19 protein-coding genes are annotated in these 15,633 nt (G+C 36.1%); 9 read left to right on the top strand and 10 right to left on the bottom strand.

Annotated features, from left to right (window positions below; genetic code table 11):
- Positions 1 to 501: 501 nt before the first annotated feature.
- The 4 genes from F9U64_RS12930 to F9U64_RS12915 form a co-directional block, all read right to left on the bottom strand.
- Positions 502 to 825, bottom strand: coding sequence for a thioredoxin family protein (locus F9U64_RS12930; RefSeq protein WP_153404150.1), 324 nt, complete (start codon positions 823 to 825; stop codon positions 502 to 504).
- Positions 826 to 836: 11 nt separating this feature from the next.
- Positions 837 to 1,187, bottom strand: a complete 351-nt coding sequence (locus F9U64_RS12925; protein WP_153404147.1) for a toprim domain-containing protein — start codon at positions 1,185 to 1,187, stop codon at positions 837 to 839.
- Between the two features lie 142 nt (positions 1,188 to 1,329).
- On the bottom strand, positions 1,330 to 1,713 hold the full coding sequence (gene gcvH, locus F9U64_RS12920; protein WP_153404144.1) for a glycine cleavage system protein GcvH: 384 nt from the start codon (positions 1,711 to 1,713) through the stop codon (positions 1,330 to 1,332).
- Positions 1,714 to 1,913: 200 nt separating this feature from the next.
- On the bottom strand, positions 1,914 to 2,270 hold the full coding sequence (locus tag F9U64_RS12915; RefSeq protein WP_153404141.1) for an arsenate reductase family protein: 357 nt from the start codon (positions 2,268 to 2,270) through the stop codon (positions 1,914 to 1,916).
- A gap of 143 nt (positions 2,271 to 2,413) precedes the next feature.
- Here F9U64_RS12915 and F9U64_RS12910 point away from each other — a divergent pair, with 143 nt between their 5' ends.
- From F9U64_RS12910 to F9U64_RS12885, 6 genes are all read left to right on the top strand, one after another.
- Positions 2,414 to 2,668: a hypothetical protein gene (locus tag F9U64_RS12910; RefSeq protein ID WP_153404137.1), complete on the top strand. Its 255-nt coding sequence runs from the start codon at positions 2,414 to 2,416 to the stop codon at positions 2,666 to 2,668.
- Between the two features lie 22 nt (positions 2,669 to 2,690).
- Positions 2,691 to 3,008 (top strand): spore coat protein, encoded by a 318-nt coding sequence (locus F9U64_RS12905; protein WP_153404385.1) that lies wholly within the window; start codon positions 2,691 to 2,693, stop codon positions 3,006 to 3,008.
- Positions 3,009 to 3,134: 126 nt separating this feature from the next.
- On the top strand, positions 3,135 to 3,887 hold the full coding sequence (locus tag F9U64_RS12900; RefSeq protein WP_153404135.1) for a metal ABC transporter ATP-binding protein: 753 nt from the start codon (positions 3,135 to 3,137) through the stop codon (positions 3,885 to 3,887).
- A gap of 15 nt (positions 3,888 to 3,902) precedes the next feature.
- Positions 3,903 to 4,775: a metal ABC transporter permease gene (locus F9U64_RS12895; RefSeq protein WP_153404132.1), complete on the top strand. Its 873-nt coding sequence runs from the start codon at positions 3,903 to 3,905 to the stop codon at positions 4,773 to 4,775.
- The gene (locus F9U64_RS12890; RefSeq protein WP_153404129.1) at positions 4,772 to 5,179 is read left to right on the top strand and encodes a Fur family transcriptional regulator; all 408 of its coding nucleotides are present in this window, start codon (positions 4,772 to 4,774) and stop codon (positions 5,177 to 5,179) included. The genes F9U64_RS12895 and F9U64_RS12890 overlap by 4 nt, the downstream gene beginning before the upstream one ends.
- Before the next feature lie 148 nt (positions 5,180 to 5,327).
- Positions 5,328 to 6,473, top strand: coding sequence for a glycosyltransferase family 4 protein (locus F9U64_RS12885; RefSeq protein WP_153404126.1), 1,146 nt, complete (start codon positions 5,328 to 5,330; stop codon positions 6,471 to 6,473).
- Here F9U64_RS12885 and F9U64_RS12880 read toward each other — a convergent pair.
- Complete coding sequence (locus tag F9U64_RS12880; RefSeq protein ID WP_153404123.1) at positions 6,470 to 7,372, bottom strand: M14 family metallopeptidase; 903 nt, start codon at positions 7,370 to 7,372, stop codon at positions 6,470 to 6,472. The two genes, F9U64_RS12885 and F9U64_RS12880, sit on opposite strands and share 4 nt — an antisense overlap.
- Positions 7,373 to 7,580: 208 nt before the next feature.
- The gene (locus F9U64_RS12875) at positions 7,581 to 8,741 is read right to left on the bottom strand and encodes an acyl-CoA dehydrogenase family protein (protein ID WP_153404120.1); all 1,161 of its coding nucleotides are present in this window, start codon (positions 8,739 to 8,741) and stop codon (positions 7,581 to 7,583) included.
- Between the two features lie 138 nt (positions 8,742 to 8,879).
- Here F9U64_RS12875 and F9U64_RS12870 point away from each other — a divergent pair, with 138 nt between their 5' ends.
- From F9U64_RS12870 to F9U64_RS12860, 3 genes are read left to right on the top strand one after another with little or no spacing between them, the layout of a single operon-like run.
- On the top strand, positions 8,880 to 10,367 hold the full coding sequence (locus F9U64_RS12870; RefSeq protein ID WP_153404118.1) for a spore germination protein: 1,488 nt from the start codon (positions 8,880 to 8,882) through the stop codon (positions 10,365 to 10,367).
- 8 nt (positions 10,368 to 10,375) lie between these two features.
- Positions 10,376 to 11,479 carry a GerAB/ArcD/ProY family transporter gene (locus F9U64_RS12865; RefSeq protein ID WP_153404115.1) on the top strand — a complete coding sequence of 368 codons (1,104 nt, stop codon included), beginning with the start codon at positions 10,376 to 10,378 and terminating at the stop codon, positions 11,477 to 11,479.
- Positions 11,469 to 12,551: a Ger(x)C family spore germination protein gene (locus F9U64_RS12860; protein ID WP_153404112.1), complete on the top strand. Its 1,083-nt coding sequence runs from the start codon at positions 11,469 to 11,471 to the stop codon at positions 12,549 to 12,551. Before F9U64_RS12865 ends, F9U64_RS12860 begins: the two co-directional genes overlap by 11 nt.
- Before the next feature lie 134 nt (positions 12,552 to 12,685).
- Here the strand turns inward: F9U64_RS12860 and F9U64_RS12855 are convergent, their stop codons facing one another.
- The 4 genes from F9U64_RS12855 to F9U64_RS12840 all read right to left on the bottom strand — a co-directional run bounded on the left by F9U64_RS12855 (position 12,686) and on the right by F9U64_RS12840 (position 15,604).
- Positions 12,686 to 13,042 (bottom strand): response regulator, encoded by a 357-nt coding sequence (locus tag F9U64_RS12855; protein ID WP_153404109.1) that lies wholly within the window; start codon positions 13,040 to 13,042, stop codon positions 12,686 to 12,688.
- Positions 13,043 to 13,055: 13 nt separating this feature from the next.
- Positions 13,056 to 13,523, bottom strand: a complete 468-nt coding sequence (locus F9U64_RS12850; RefSeq protein WP_153404106.1) for a chemotaxis protein CheW — start codon at positions 13,521 to 13,523, stop codon at positions 13,056 to 13,058.
- Positions 13,524 to 13,570: 47 nt separating this feature from the next.
- Complete coding sequence (locus tag F9U64_RS12845) at positions 13,571 to 14,038, bottom strand: chemotaxis protein CheX (protein WP_153404103.1); 468 nt, start codon at positions 14,036 to 14,038, stop codon at positions 13,571 to 13,573.
- A 489-nt stretch (positions 14,039 to 14,527) separates the two neighbouring features.
- Positions 14,528 to 15,604 (bottom strand): siderophore ABC transporter substrate-binding protein, encoded by a 1,077-nt coding sequence (locus tag F9U64_RS12840; protein ID WP_153404100.1) that lies wholly within the window; start codon positions 15,602 to 15,604, stop codon positions 14,528 to 14,530.
- Positions 15,605 to 15,633 lie beyond the last annotated feature (29 nt).

Genomic DNA, 15,633 nt, shown 5'->3' with positions numbered 1-15,633 from the left:
TAGTGTAGTTTAACGTTAGTCACAACTAACCTACGACGGAACAGCATAAAAGCATAATTGGTTAAATCGTTCATAAAGTTACTATTTAGTTAGTTGAAAATAAAAAAACAACAGCTTCACTTATATCGTGTAACTGTTGTTTTTGCTATATTATCTATGAACTAATCTTTCGACATCCTGTATCACTCTTTGGCTTTTCTCATAACTTTTTTCTCTTTCTTTTTCCACACTTAACCTTTTTTTAAGATTGCGACTGTATTCTGCATATCCAACTCCATGCATTTGATGCATCGCTTTTTCCATCTCTGTTGTGTAATTCAGATCAAGCTTATGGTCATTAATAATGAATCAATCCTTTCGGTTATTTACAATCATATTGTAACATTCTCTGGCAATTCAACAAAACGGACTGTCGTTCTGTATGACTGCAATATCTCTGACTGAAATCAGTTTGATTCATTCACCTCTGAATTAATTAAATTTAATGCATAATACTTTATTTTATTGAGAAATACTCCATTTTTGCTCCCATTCACCAATTATGTTGAAAAGTTTTGTTACTGATTCCATTGCGTATATCTTGTCCTGTACCCTAGCACCATCCCAGAAAACCAGGGCTGGGACACTTTCAATCTTATTATCAGCCATAAAGTCAGGATAAAAAGAAGCATTCATTTGATAAATGACTCTCGACTGGTTTTCCTGTTCGATAATATGAATCATTTTTTCTGCCAACTGACAGGTAGCACAGAATGGTGTGTATATAAAAATAATTGCTTTTTCCCCATTAAGAATATTCCATGTTTTCTCTTTTAATTCTTCCATTAACATCACCTTTATAAATAATCCGGATTAATCATGATACGAGAAGAAACCAAAGCAACAGCTAATTCAGCTTCCGGAGTTGCTGCAACTTCTCTAAATGCTTTATCTATATGGATGTGTGTGGCGTGTGGCAGTTCTTTTGACAACTGTTTTCTTAATTTTTTTCCTGCATTATCCTCATCCACTAAAATATATACATCTCGGTGATCCATATCATAGGTTTCAATTAAGTATTCAAGTCGTTCAACACCTAACGTTCCATTTGTACAAACAATTTCCACATGATCATTTACTAGTTTTTTTACTTTTTCTTTATCGGAGCGGCCCTCTACAATAATTACCTTTGTATCTAAATTCAGCATTGGCTCACCTACTTCGTCAGACTACATGCTATTTAACAACAGCTTAGTTTATTGTATGGAACAAATTAGTGTAGTTATGACTAATTAATATACACTATACAAATTTAGCATCCGCTGAATTAGTTGCGAATGCTAAAATTTATTATTCTTCATTAATCATGTTCTTATAATCTTCAGCAGACATTAATTTATCCAGCTCTGATTCATCATTCGGTTCAACAACAACCAACCATGCTTTCTCATATGGTGATTCATTTACAAGTTCAGGACTATCATCTAACTCTCCATTAACTTCGACAACTTTCCCGCTGACAGGAGCGTATAATTCCGATACTGTTTTAACAGATTCTGCACTTCCAAATGGTTCATTTGCTTCTATTGTATCACCTGGTTCTGGTAATTCGATAAATACAATGTCCCCCAGTTCAGATTGAGCATGGTCCGTTATACCGATCCTTAGCTTTCCGTCCTCTTTTTTTACCCATTCATGTTCTTCGGAAAATAATAGATCTTTTGTTAAATTCACAACTAATACCTCCAATTTATACTTCTAGAGGATGTTCAAAAAGTCAACAAATGATAAGCGGCGCATCTCTTCGTTGGTTTGTGAATCCGCTTCTCACGTATTCAAACCATACGTTCCGATGCTCCTCACTGCACCGCCTCTACCTTCTTGCTTCTTATTTGCCGACTTTCTGAACACTCACTTCTATTTTAATATAAAGGTTATTTCCAGGTCTGGTCAAATATTTCCTCCTTAAACCCTATGGTAGCCTGGTTCTCGCCAACTACTAGCGGACGTTTTATTAACATACCATCAGAAGCTAAATAATCTAACTTATCCTCTTCAGATGCATCTGTAAGCTTGTCCTTCAAGCCCAATTCCCGATATTTTTTTCCACTTGTATTGAAAAACTTATTGATCGGATGATCACTTTTTTCAATAATAACAGCCATTTGTTCTTTTGATGGCGGGCTTTCTACAATATCGATCGCTTCATAAGTAATGTTATTCTCATCAAGCCATTTTTTCGCTTTCCTGCATGTACTGCATTTAGGGTACCAATAAAATTGAACTGCCATAATTTCTTTCCTCCATCATGCTTGTTTCCATTATTTTACCTAAAGAATTCTCAAATAAGCAAGCAATAAGAAAACCACCTCTAGTATAGTTTTGTTTCTTTAGAACAAAATATGGTCGAACTGATATTTAAGGAGGAAGTCGTATGCAGCAGCAAGAACAACCAATGGGTTCACAGTTGATGACACAGCCGCCAAAAATGATTACAACAAAAGATCATCTCTATTTAACAGATATGCTGTCCTGGAACTTAAATGCAGCTAAAAAAGCACATTTCTTTGCTCAGAACTGTACCATCCCTGAAGTTCGCCAAGCAATTGAAGGAGCTTGTCAGATGCATGAAAGACATTACCAGCTTATCCTCGAACACTTAAATGATCAAAAACAGAAAATGATGTAAGGAGGAAGTAAACGTGCAGCAAATGAATAAAAAAGTCCAAAACCCGGAAACTACCATACAGAAGACACAGGCTATGAATGATCGCGATTTTGCTACAGATATTTTAGCTACAGAAAAATACTTAACTCAGGCATATAGTACCGCTTTAAATGAAGCAAGTAATCAGGTTTTATATCAGGATCTATTAAATGTGTTTGAAGAAACACAGAACTGCCAGAGAGAACTATATAATCTTATGTTCAAAAATGGCTGGTACAGTCTTGAGCAGGCTGATATGCAGAAATGCCAACAAAGTTATCAGCAATTCCAGCAAGATAAACAACAGCTTCCCCTTCATTAAAACTTGGCCAACTGCCAAGTTTTTTTATATTTTGATGAATTAATTCAATTGATTTACAAAACGGAATGATTACGATATAATTGACTTAGAACTATGTGGAAGTTGTACAAGTTAGGAGAATAAATTATGGGTAATACCATTGTTAATATGAAAAATGTAAGTTTCCATTATGGAAGCCGTCAGGCGCTGTCGAATATAAACTTTCAAATCAAGCAAGGTGATTTTACCGGCTTGGTCGGTCCAAATGGCGGAGGCAAAACAACACTAATTAAACTGATTCTTGGACTGGAGAAACCTACAGCTGGAGAAATAACGATTTTTGATACCCCTGTTCAAAAATATAAGCAGAAAAGTAAGATTGGCTATGTCTCTCAAAAAGCGAACAGTTTCAACCGAGGCTTTCCTGCCACAGTAGCTGAAGTTGTTGCTATGGGACTAACAGCAAAACTCGGCTATTTTAAGCGTTTATCAAAAGAAGATAAACGGAAAATAAAACAGGCTATTGAACAAGTTGGAATGGCAGAATATACCCATGAGAATATCGGTAATCTCTCAGGAGGACAGCAACAAAGAATCTTCATTGCAAGAGCCCTTGTCAGTGAACCGGAATTAATTATTCTAGATGAACCGACTGTTGGAGTTGACGCTGAAAATGTTGAGAAGTTTTTTGATTTATTGCATGAATTAAATAAGCAGAATATTACTTTACTACTTGTTACCCATGATATCGGAACAATGACTCAGCATGCAAATCAAATTGTATGTTTGAATAAAACATTGCATTTTCATGGAAAACCCAGTTCGTTTCAATCATTATCAAAAGAACAATTATCAGATTATTACGGTCACCCGTTAAATCTAGTAACACATCAACATTAAGACGGAGGAAGCTTCATGTTAGCGAATTTTTTAGAGTATGAATTTTTACGAAATACATTTTTTACGGGCATTATTATTGGTATTATTGCACCATTATTAGGCACATTCGTTGTAGTGAGAAGGTTGTCATTACTTGCTGACGCCCTGTCACACGTTACTTTGGCCGGAATTGCATTCGGGCTGTTAATGGAGAAGAAAACCGGATCGCCATTCTTTACCCCATTCTATTCAGGTGTAGGCTTCTCTGTAATTGGTTCAGTACTGATTGAGCGGCTTAGAAGTGTGTATAAAGCTTTTCAGGAACTCTCCATCCCTATTATCTTATCAGCCGGTGTCGGTTTAAGCGTCATTTTTATTTCACTTGCCAATGGCTTTAATACTGATTTGTATAATTATCTATTCGGTTCGGTTTCTGCTGTAAGCAGGCAGGACCTGTACAGTATTATTATAATAGCTGTTATTGTATGTGTCGTGATTTTCTTATTTTATAAGGAATTATTTTTACTTTCATTTGATGAAGAACATGCAAATGTGACAGGGATTCACGGGAAAGCTATTCATTTTATTTTTATTTTACTGAAAGCATTGGTTATTGCAGCATCAATACGAATTGTCGGTGTTTTATTAGTTTCTTCTTTGATGACATTACCGGTTGCTGCAAGTATTCGTATTGCAAAAGGATTTAAACAAACGATAATTTATGCGATAATATATGGAGAAACAGCTGTGATTTTAGGGTTAATTAGTGGTTACTACTTAGAAATTCCTCCAGGTGGTACGATCGTTATGCTGTTAATAATCTTATTGATTCTTACGATTATCAGTAAAAATGTGACCAACCGCCTAAAAGAAAGAAAACATCGAGCCAATAACGAGGTGATAGAATGAATGTACAAGAGGCTTTAAACTTGTTAAAACAAAAAGGTTATAAATATACAGAAAAACGTGAGCATATGATTGGCTATTTCGTAAAGGAAAACAGATACCGAACAGCGAAAGACCTCCAGGAGAACATGGAACCAAATTATACAGGAATCAGTTTTGATACGATTTACCGTAATTTACATTTATTTGACCAATTAGGAATACTGGAATCTACAGAATTAAATGGAGAAAAACACTTTCGTTTAAAATGTGATCATCATCATCACCATCATTTTATCTGCAAAAGTTGTGGTGTGACCAAAGAAATCCATCATTGTCCGATGGAGCAAATCAGCCAGGAACTAAACCAATTTATGATAGAAGATCATAAGTTTGAAATTTACGGATTTTGCCCTTCTTGTCAATAATCTGCAGGGAAATTCAATCACCAGAAACAGCGTGTTTGAATTTTCCTTCCTTTTCTTTTTACAATCATTTTACATAAATAAGTTGTTCTTTACATTTTTTCGACATATCCTTTGTATGAAAGGTTATACTCGAAAGGATGTGACAAAAATGAAAATTGCGATCTTTACAGATACTTTTCTTCCTGATGTAAATGGTGTTGCAAAAACTCTTGGCAGGCTCACAACATATTTGGATTCTTCCAACCACCATTATATCGTTATATCCCCTAAGCAAACGAGAAATGAATCAGCAACGGACCAGATTTATCCACAATCGAGCTTCCCATTTCCTCTATATAAAGAATGCAGAATCTCTTTACCAAAGAAAACAGAAATTAAAAATTTATTATTATCGTTTGAACCAGATATTATTCATGTGGCGACACCATTTTCGATTGGGTTGTGCGGATTACAATTAGCAAAAAAGCTAAATATACCATTAGTTGGTTCTTATCACACAGATTTTGATCATTACTTGCATTATTATCATTTATCTTTATTATCCAGGCCACTCTGGCGTTATATGGAATGGTTTCATCAGTCAATGTCACGTATTTTTGTACCATCTGCCCACACTTTCAGTCAATTGCAAAAAAGAGACTTTCACAATATCCAAATTTGGAAACGCGGTGTCGATACAACTGTTTTCCACCCTCATTATAATCATTCAGAAATCCGCAAAAAATATAATATAAAACAAAAATATATATTAAGCTATGTCGGAAGGTTAGCTCCCGAAAAAAATATTGAAACACTTGCTTATTTGTTCAAAAACTTACCAGAGCAGCTAAACAGACAAATTCACTGGAGTATCATTGGAGATGGCCCATCTAAACAGTACCTGGAGGAGCATAAGACAGCAAATGTCACTATTACCGGGTTTTTATCACAAAAGGAAGTTGCACCTTTTTTAGCTTCAAGTGACCTTTTTGTCTTCCCGTCCGAAAGCGAGACATTTGGCAATGTAGTATTAGAAGCACTCGCATGCGGAACGCCCGTTGCCGGTGCAAATGCTGGTGGTGTAAAAACGATTATCCAGGAAGGATTTACCGGAATGCTTTGTCGACAAGGGAAAAAAGATGATTATATAAATGCGATTGCATCCATTTTAGAAAATAGTATTTGGCGGCAACAATTAGAAGAAAATGCTGTTCGATATGCACAAAAACAAAGATGGGAAGATCAATTCGAGGATTTGCTTACTGGATATCAGGAAGTCATCAATGAAGAGAGAAAAACAACGAAGCACGCTTAACCTTGCAAGCATGCTTTCGCTAATGTAATCCCTACTTCTTTGTTTTCCTGCCATATTTTATCATAATACTCTAATGGTACAGGAACTGGTCCAACATATGGTGCAATTTCAATCGTAAAACTTGGCCGTTTCTGTACCATAATAAACCAATCCGTAAATCCGCCGCCGCTCGGATTAGGACCAGGATCTATTAATTGATATCCTGTCAATTCTGCCAGCTGTTCAACAATCTTTTTTGCAGAATGGTAAAGATCTCCTGTTAATTTGTACTGCCAGAATATTTCTTCTCCTGAAGAGTGATAACAAGCTACAGCATCAAACTTATGCTCTAGTGCAAACAAATATAGAGACATAGACTCTGGCTCTGTTAAAGGATGACTACCTTTAAACATAGCTGAAGCAGGTTTCTGAATTCTATCATCTATTGAATCCCAGTCCATTGGATATTGACGATTTAAGTCAACGCCTCGGATATTTGCCTTCCAACCATTAAAATCCGAAGATCCTTGATTCATTTCCATTAAACTTTCTTTCTGGGGAAAAGAATCTGCTCCTTCCTGAACTAACGTTACCCCATCTGGATTGACCATTGGGACAAACCAAAGAGAGATTTTTGAAAAGATGTCTCGAATCTCCTGCTCATTTTCATGACGGTGACAATAATATTCGAGCATATCCATTAATAAAGCAGTTGTCAGCCATTCTCTTGCATGATGTGCTCCATTCAGCATGATGCTTTTTTTCCCTGTTCCGATTTTAACTGCCACTATCTTTCGCTTTTCCACAGAGTGTCCAATCACTTCTTTATGCAGAAAAGGGTATGCTTCCGTTAATAATAAGATGTCTTCCATCATTTTGGTATAACTATAGACCTGTTTAGGATTAACAATGATGCTCATAGACAGCCTCCTTATAACGTGAGACTATGACTAGTCAGGATGTTGATCCCTCACTAATCATTAGCGAAACTTATCAGAATGCTTAGCGCCCAGATTCCTGTTACTCGAAACTTTAAGCAGGATTAGTACTAATAGCTACCCGCTCTGATAAGACTCATGTGAGATACCCTATTCTATGAAATAAGTCAAAACAAAGTGCTTAACACAGTTATGAGGAAAATGCGTTTCTTGCAAGTGATTGAATAACCATATCATCCATAGGCGGGTTGTGTAGTCCTGCACGTACATCTCTGTAATACTGTTCAAATGGCATTGCTTTCGCCAGTCCTCTCCCACCAACAATTCGCATCACTAAATCAACTACCTCATTCGCGCTATTTGTAGCAACAACTTTGACTGCTCCAAGCTCTCCTGCCAGTTCCTTTCTCTTGTCAGGAAACTTATCCCATTTTTCCGCTACACTGTACATAAAATGCCTTGCTTGAAGCAGCTTTAAATCAATTTCTCCAACTTTTTGTCGAACATGTTCTACTTCAGATATAGGTGTCTTTAAGCTGTTTGGCTGGAAATTCTTCGCAAACTCGATAACATCATTTCTAGCTGCAGTTGCTATACCCAAGTAACATGCTGGAATATGTAACAGCCACCCTTTTGGCCCAGGTTTTCTTGGTTTGTCATTTACCTCAACAAGAAATTGGGATGGCACTTTGACGTTTTCAAGAATCAGGTCATCACTTCCTGTTCCCCTCATACCGAGAGTATCCCATGTTTTATTTACAGACAGTCCTGCTGTTTCTTTCGGGATAAGGAATGACCCCACTGCATCTTTATCTTTTATAAATGCTGTTACGATATAAAAATCAAGCACTTGGGCCATTGTTGTAAAAGTTTTTCTGCCATTTACTATGTAATGATCTCCATCCATTATCGCTGTTGTCTCAGGTATTCCTCCACGGGTCGGACTCCCCGTCGCAGGTTCTGTGGCAGCTCTATTAACCAATTTCTGATTCTTTCCAACTTCCTGTGCCAGATAATTGAATGTCTTCTTATCCCATAGCTCATCTTCACTTAATTCCTTGATCACACCTAAATGCCAGCCAATGGAAAGAGCTGTTGCCCCATCTCCCTCAGCTAATTTCTCCTGAATAAGCAAAAATTCATAAAGGCTCAGTTCCTCTCCGCCATAGCTTTTGGGTAAAGTTAAGGATAGATATTTTTCTCTGCGTAAATCGGCTAAATTTTCAAGCGGCAAGGATGCATCATCATCTGCCTGCTTTCTTCTTTTGTACAGTTGTTCAGCCAATCTTCCGGCTTTATCATATAGATTTTGCTGACGTTCTGACTGGATAAATATATTTCTTTGCTGCATTCCTTTCTCCTCCTTTAAATTGATCATAACGAATCGACATGAAGAATTCCAATTATATACTCAATATAAATAATACTCCTAGCATGCATAAATTTACACGATTTTCTCAAACTATCAAAAAAGAAAGGCGATATATGTATGTTACGCAGATCAAGAAAAACCCACCATTCAAATCCTGTTGAAAATTTTTCCGGATTATTAGAAGTGATGCAAAAAAGTGATGATTTTAAGAGATTGCAATTCGGAAGCAATCTTAACCTTAACATATATTATTATCAATCGTTAATTGATACAGATAAGGTTAAGACAAACCTTTTGCCATATTGCCACGATTTAACGATTAATAACCTACACGATTTGATGAATATTCTTCCTTTTGATGAAACAGAGATTACCTCTGATTTAAAAATAATAGAAGAGAAATTATTATCTGGATATATTGCAATTGCTCCTAATCATGATCTGCAGCAGGTACTGTTGATGCCTGCAATATTTATTACAGACAGGCCTGTCTCACAACCTGAAATTGAATTTAGTGTACTCGGTCCAAAAGTTGCCTTTATTGAAGACTTAAATACAAATATCAACTTAATCAGGAAAAGACTTAAATTGCCTCAACTGCAAGTGAAGGTGCTGCAAGTTGGAAAGATCACTAAAACGTCTGTTGCTGTTGTGTACATTGATGGGATTGCCAATCAAGATAATATTGATACAGTGATACAAAGAATTAATGATATTGAATATGACCAGATAACTGATAGCTCCTTTATCGGGCAAATGATAATAGATAATTCGGCATCACCATTTGCTCAATTAATGGACACAGAAAGACCTGATCGTGTAACAAGTGCCCTTATAGAAGGGAAAGTTGCCATCATTTGTGATGGTTCTCCTCAAGTATTAACAGGGCCTACTACATTAGTTGGATTTTTTGCATCTTATGAAGATTATTTTCTGACATGGCCTCTGGCAACAGCATTTCGAATCATTCGTATCTTTGCGGTGATGTTTTCTGTTTTAGTTACGCCATTGTATGTCGCTGTTTTGACTTATCATTATCATGTTGTGCCAATTGATTTATTGGGAACAATTATTTCTTCAAGAAAAGATATCCCCTTCCCCCCAGTCTTAGAAGTTTTAATTCTTGAATTAACGATTGAACTATTGCGGGAGGCTGGAGCAAGGCTGCCGACTAAAATCGGTCAGACCATTGGTATCGTAGGGGGAATTGTAATTGGTACTGCCGCTGTGGAAGCCGGCTTAACAAGTAATGTCTTACTCATATTGGTAGCATTGGCGGCTTTGGCATCTTTTACAACACCGATTTACCGAATTGGTAATACGATCCGTCTTATCCGTTTTCCTTTTATTATTTTTGCACAAATGTGGGGAATTATCGGCATATCGATAGCAGTTATGTTTATGGTTACCCATTTACTAAGATTAACTTCACTGGGGCGACCTTACACAGAGCCATTTTATCCGCCGAGATGGCCAGACTTAAAGGATTCCTTCTTCCGATTGCCATTTAGTGTGCAAAAAAAGCGGCCTATTTTAACAACAACCGGGGATAAAAACCGAATGAATTCAAGAAGAACAACGGCGAAAAACGGAAAGAGAAAGTAGGAAAGATTATGAACACCCAGCAGCAAAAACCCGATATAAGCCAAATGGTTTCCCCATTTTTAATTTTTTTTATCCTTTTCAGTTCACAAATGGGAGAAGGGATTTTATCATTCGGCAGGAAGATCACCAAAATTGCAGGATATGATAGTTGGATCAGTGTACTTATTACAGGGTTTTTAGTCACCCTTGTAATTATTGTAATATGGAGGTTAATTCCTCCCCACGAAGATTTGATTGATATTCATCAAACATTATTTGGCAAAATCATTGGTAATCTTCTTTCTTTTCTTTTCGGAATATATCTTCTGGTCATCTCTATGTTTGTTTTGCGGTCATATGTGGAAATCATTCAAGTATGGTTTTTCCCTGATTTATCTTTACTATGGTTTTATTTCATTATCTACCTACTTATTGTTTACATCGTTTTAGGCGGTTTTCGCATCATCGTCGGATTTGCTTTTTTTAGTGCCTGGATCCCTTTGTCATTACTATTCACAGTCTATACTCCCTTTAAGACTGGACATATCGAGAACCTGCTTCCAATTCTCAGTACTGATTACTTGAATATTATTAAGGCAGTCGAACCGATCGTCAGCAGTTTTTTAGGTGTGGAGCTTATCTTGTTGTTCGCACCTTTTATTCGTCAATTCCATAAAAGCCGGAAATGGGCCATTAGTGCAAATATCTATACAACCTTATTGTATTTACTCATTATTATTGCTGATTTTTTTTACTTTAGTGAAAATCAAATTCAGCAATTAACTTGGCCAGCCCTTCATGTATGGAAAATAGTCAGTCTCCCTTTTATCGAAAGATTTGAATATGTCGGGATCAGCCTTCATTTTGGAAGCATCATTGCTACAACAGGGTTATATTTCTGGGGCAGTGTTCAATCTTTTCATCGGTTAACAAAATTTTCTTTTCGGGGAATTTCTATCATATCTGCAATCAGTGGTGTCGCTTGTATGTTTGTATTGAGTGATTATCTTATCGTTGAAAAGCTGTCTGCTCTTTTAACCAAAGCAGGTATGTATCTCTTATTTCTTTATATTCCCTTTCTTTACATTTGCCATATAATTCATACGGGAGTGAAAAAACGCCTTGAAAGTTAATAAAATTCTTCTAACATTCATTTGCACTATCATGTTATTAACTGGTTGTGTGAGAACAACCGTTATTGATGACATTGAATTAATTATGCTTTATGGCTTTGACTGGGATCCGATTAAAGAACAATATATTGGCACAGCTGTGTCCCCCCTTTATGGGTTCAGTGAACAGACAAGTGTAAGAGAGAATACTTATTATACGAGCCGCTCCAAAACTGTTCAAGGGATTAATGCAAAGACTCAAAATAAAGCACCTTTTCAAGTAGAGACAGGGAAATTAACAAGCATTATGTTTGGAGAAGAATTAGCTGAAAAAGGAATTAAAAAAATTCTGCAGGGGATAAATGAAATCCCTGATATCGGCAGAAATTTATATCCTGTCATTGTGAAAGGAAAGGCAGAAGACCTTCTTGCAAAAAAATATGAATTACAGCAAACTTTTCCACACTATATTAAAAGTTTAATGGAGAGCAACATGAAGAGGAATTTACCAAATATGAATCTTCATCTGTTTAATTATCAAAACAGTGGTGACGGGATGGATCCGTTTATGCCAATTGTCTCAACAAGCACTGCAGCTGCAGATGTTATTGGTTTAGGGTTTTTTTCCAAAGATAAATTGGTACATGAGATTGGACCTGATCAATTTTTCACCTTTAAGTCAATGTTTGAAAATATAACGGATGGGACATATCAGTTTGAATGGAGAAAGAAAAACCAATCGATAGATGTCATTTCTATCCGCTCTAGCCATAAAAAAGAATGGGTATCAAAAGATAAGCTTAATATAATCATAACAATTGATGGTTTTTTGGCTGAAACGGTAAGTGTTTCAGTTGATAATACCAGAGAAAAAGAGGAATTAGAAAAGGAAATAGGAAAAGATTTAGAAAAAGACGCGGTTCGTTTAATTAAAGAATTTCAAGAAACCGAAATTGATCCTTTAATGATAGGAGCATCTGCCAGAAGTAAGTTTAGAGACTGGAACAAAGACGAATGGCAACAAAGGTATCCAGCTGTTGAGATTACTCCAATAGTAAAATTTCATATAAAGCAAATTAATATTTCTCAGTAATATACAGGTAAACATTGCATAGAAATGAAGGATGGGACATATCTGAAACAGTCACTCAACAGACTGTTACCATAAGTCAAAGTGACCCATGAGACTTTTTGAATTATAATTCATTTGCCCCATCCTCCTCTTATTTATAAAAGCTTGTCTAATGTTTCTTGTACTCTATCTTCTGTAAATGGCTTCACAATGAAATCCTTTGCCCCTGCTTTAATGGCCTCTAACACCATTTGCTGCTGCCCCATTGCAGAACACATAATAATTGTAGCATTGCTATCTTTACTTTTAATCTCTCTCGTTGCTTCCACACCATTCATCTCAGGCATGGTAATATCCATGGAAACAATATCTGGTTTTAATTGGTCATACAATTCTGTTGCCTGAAGACCATTTTCTGCTTCCCCTACAACCTCATGACCTAATTTTGTGAAAATATTTTTCAATTGCATTCTCATAAATGCTGCATCATCTACAATTAGTACCTGTGCCATTCTTATACCTCCATTAATCTTGTGCAACTTGTTGTATTTCAGTAAATTCTTCCATACTTAAAACATGATCTAAATCTAATAATAACAGCATTCCACGTTCTTCTAATTTAGCAACACCTTTTAGATACCGATGATCAACATCCCTTACTAATTCAGGTGTTTGTTCAATTTTTTCCGGTGAAATGTCAATGACGTCTGTCGCTTCATCAACAATCAATCCAATTTGAATCTCTTTCACTTTTGCAATTAAGATTCTTGTTTGTTCGGTTTCCTCCATTTCTTTCATCCCTAACCTTGTACGCAGATCAATAATAGGGGTAACCGTCCCTCGCAGGTTGATAATTCCTTTAATGAAGTCAGATGTTTGCGGCAGTGCAACAATCTCTTGTAATTTTTCGATTGATAAAATCTGAGCAATGTTTGCACCATACTCCTGGTTATTCAGTTTAAAAATAATTGTTTTTGAAAGTGTTTCTTGCATTCTCTTCACCTACTTAATTTATCAGTTTATTTTAATCGCATGAATGATTAGTGATTCAACAATAATGACATTGTCATATTCCCAATATTTTCGTACTGGATTTTTACTTCTAATACTCTTTTAAATCCCGACAATTTCGCGTCACCGCTAATTATTGTTGGATGGGTAATATCTGTCTCAATCCCTGCAGTAGCTAAATGAGTCGATAAGCCGCCTGCCACCATATTTCCTAATTCGCCCGAGAAAGAGTCTAGCATTTCTTCTGGTAATTGCATTCCATATAATGCTTCTCCAATAGAACTAAAAACCTGGGGATTCGCTTGGATTAACAGGTCACCCTTGAAAGAACCACTATAACCAATTAATACACCATATTTTACAAACAGAGGATCTGTTGTTAATTTGGGCGCATCAAATTGATGACCTACTGGAACTACATTTTTAATAGACTGAACTGATCCATTATATAATTCTTTAATGATTTCGTTTATGTTTACTTCGTTAGATGATGTCATCAGTACATGTCTCCTTATCTCATGATTACTATCATAGTATAAAATTACTTCCTGTAATTCATATTACCTAATTTCCACCCATTACACAACAAGAAATTATAGAAAAATAGTCATATCTCTCATCTAACTGCACACCTACTATTTATATTCATTGAGTTTTTTTATATAAATTTATCAGGAAACTACGCAATCTACTGAAAACCAGTAGTAAAATAAGAAAATAGTGATGAATAAATTGCATGAGGAAATAAATAAATCGAGAATCTAGACATTGATCAGTGGGGGCAATACGGATATTTAGAGCGGTGATTAGAATATTTCGGTTTCACTCATCTTAGTGCGAATTGGTTATTTTTTCTTATAATTGAAATTTCAAAATTTCTAAAATACCGCTAAAACTTCCCTGCAGAAATTATCTGTTTCTAACATTAAAAAAGAGCCGTCAAGATGTCAAATACCTTTCACACCTTGGACGGCCCTCTCATCCTGCTATTTACTTAATGCAGCTTTAACCTCTTCAATTTTATCAAGTTCAGACTGTAAACCACCACCGCTTAAGTACCATAAAGCACCATCTAAGTAAACGATCTGGTCATTTTTATAAGCTGTTGTCTGCTTGATAATATCATTTTCCATATCTGCATCAATGTTAGATTCTCCATTAACTGCAGCTGTACGGTCGATAACAAATAACACTTGTGGATCGAATTCTAATATTGCTTCAAATCCAAAGTTAGAGCCATGAGAAGAAGACTCAATATCTTCTGTTACTGGTGTAAATCCGTATACATCATAAATGTAACCGAAACGGGAATTTGTTGCAAAACCAGATAAACTTCCCTCATTGTACATTGTTACTAAGCTGTTTTCATAGTCACCTGCTAATGTTTTAATTTCTTCTAGTGCTGAATCAAATTTAGCAAGATATTCTTCTGCCTCTGCTTCTTTACCAAACATTTTAGCCGCAACATCTACTGAAGATAAGAATGTGTTCCAGTAGTCATCTTGTTGAGTTCCAACGAATACTACATTTGGCGTAATTTCTTTTAATTGATCATAGAATGCTGATTGACGACCAGAGATAAAGATTACATCAGGTTCTAATGCAGCAATATCTTCAAGTAACGGTTCTTTTAAACTACCGATATTTGTATATTCATCTGAAGCATATTTTTCTAAATGTTCTGGCAATGTGCTTCCATTCGCCACACCTACGATACCTTCCACACCAAGTGCATCTAATGTATCTAAAAATCCGTAGTCAAACACAACTATATTTTCTGGCATAGATTCAAACTCCACATCCGCAAAGCTGTAAGCTGTTCCATCTCTGCCTTCCGATTCAGAAATAGTTGGAGAAATTGTCATTGGATATGCAGAGCCACTGTCTTCCGTTGCTTCTGTTTCCCCAGTCCCTTCTTCTTCTGAACCTTCATCAGCTGGTGCTTGTTCTTCTGTTGTTTCTGGCTCATCTGCCTCATTTGCTGAGCTTTCTTGATCTGCACCACATGCTGCTAACATTACTGCAAAAACTAAAAATAAAATAGCTAATTGCCACTTTTTCATTCTATTCTCTCTCCTTATGTATTTATTAT

Source organism: Gracilibacillus oryzae, assembly GCF_009498735.1.
Lineage (GTDB): Bacteria > Bacillota > Bacilli > Bacillales > Amphibacillaceae > Gracilibacillus > Gracilibacillus oryzae.
This window is presented reverse-complemented; position numbering and strand designations above follow the sequence as displayed.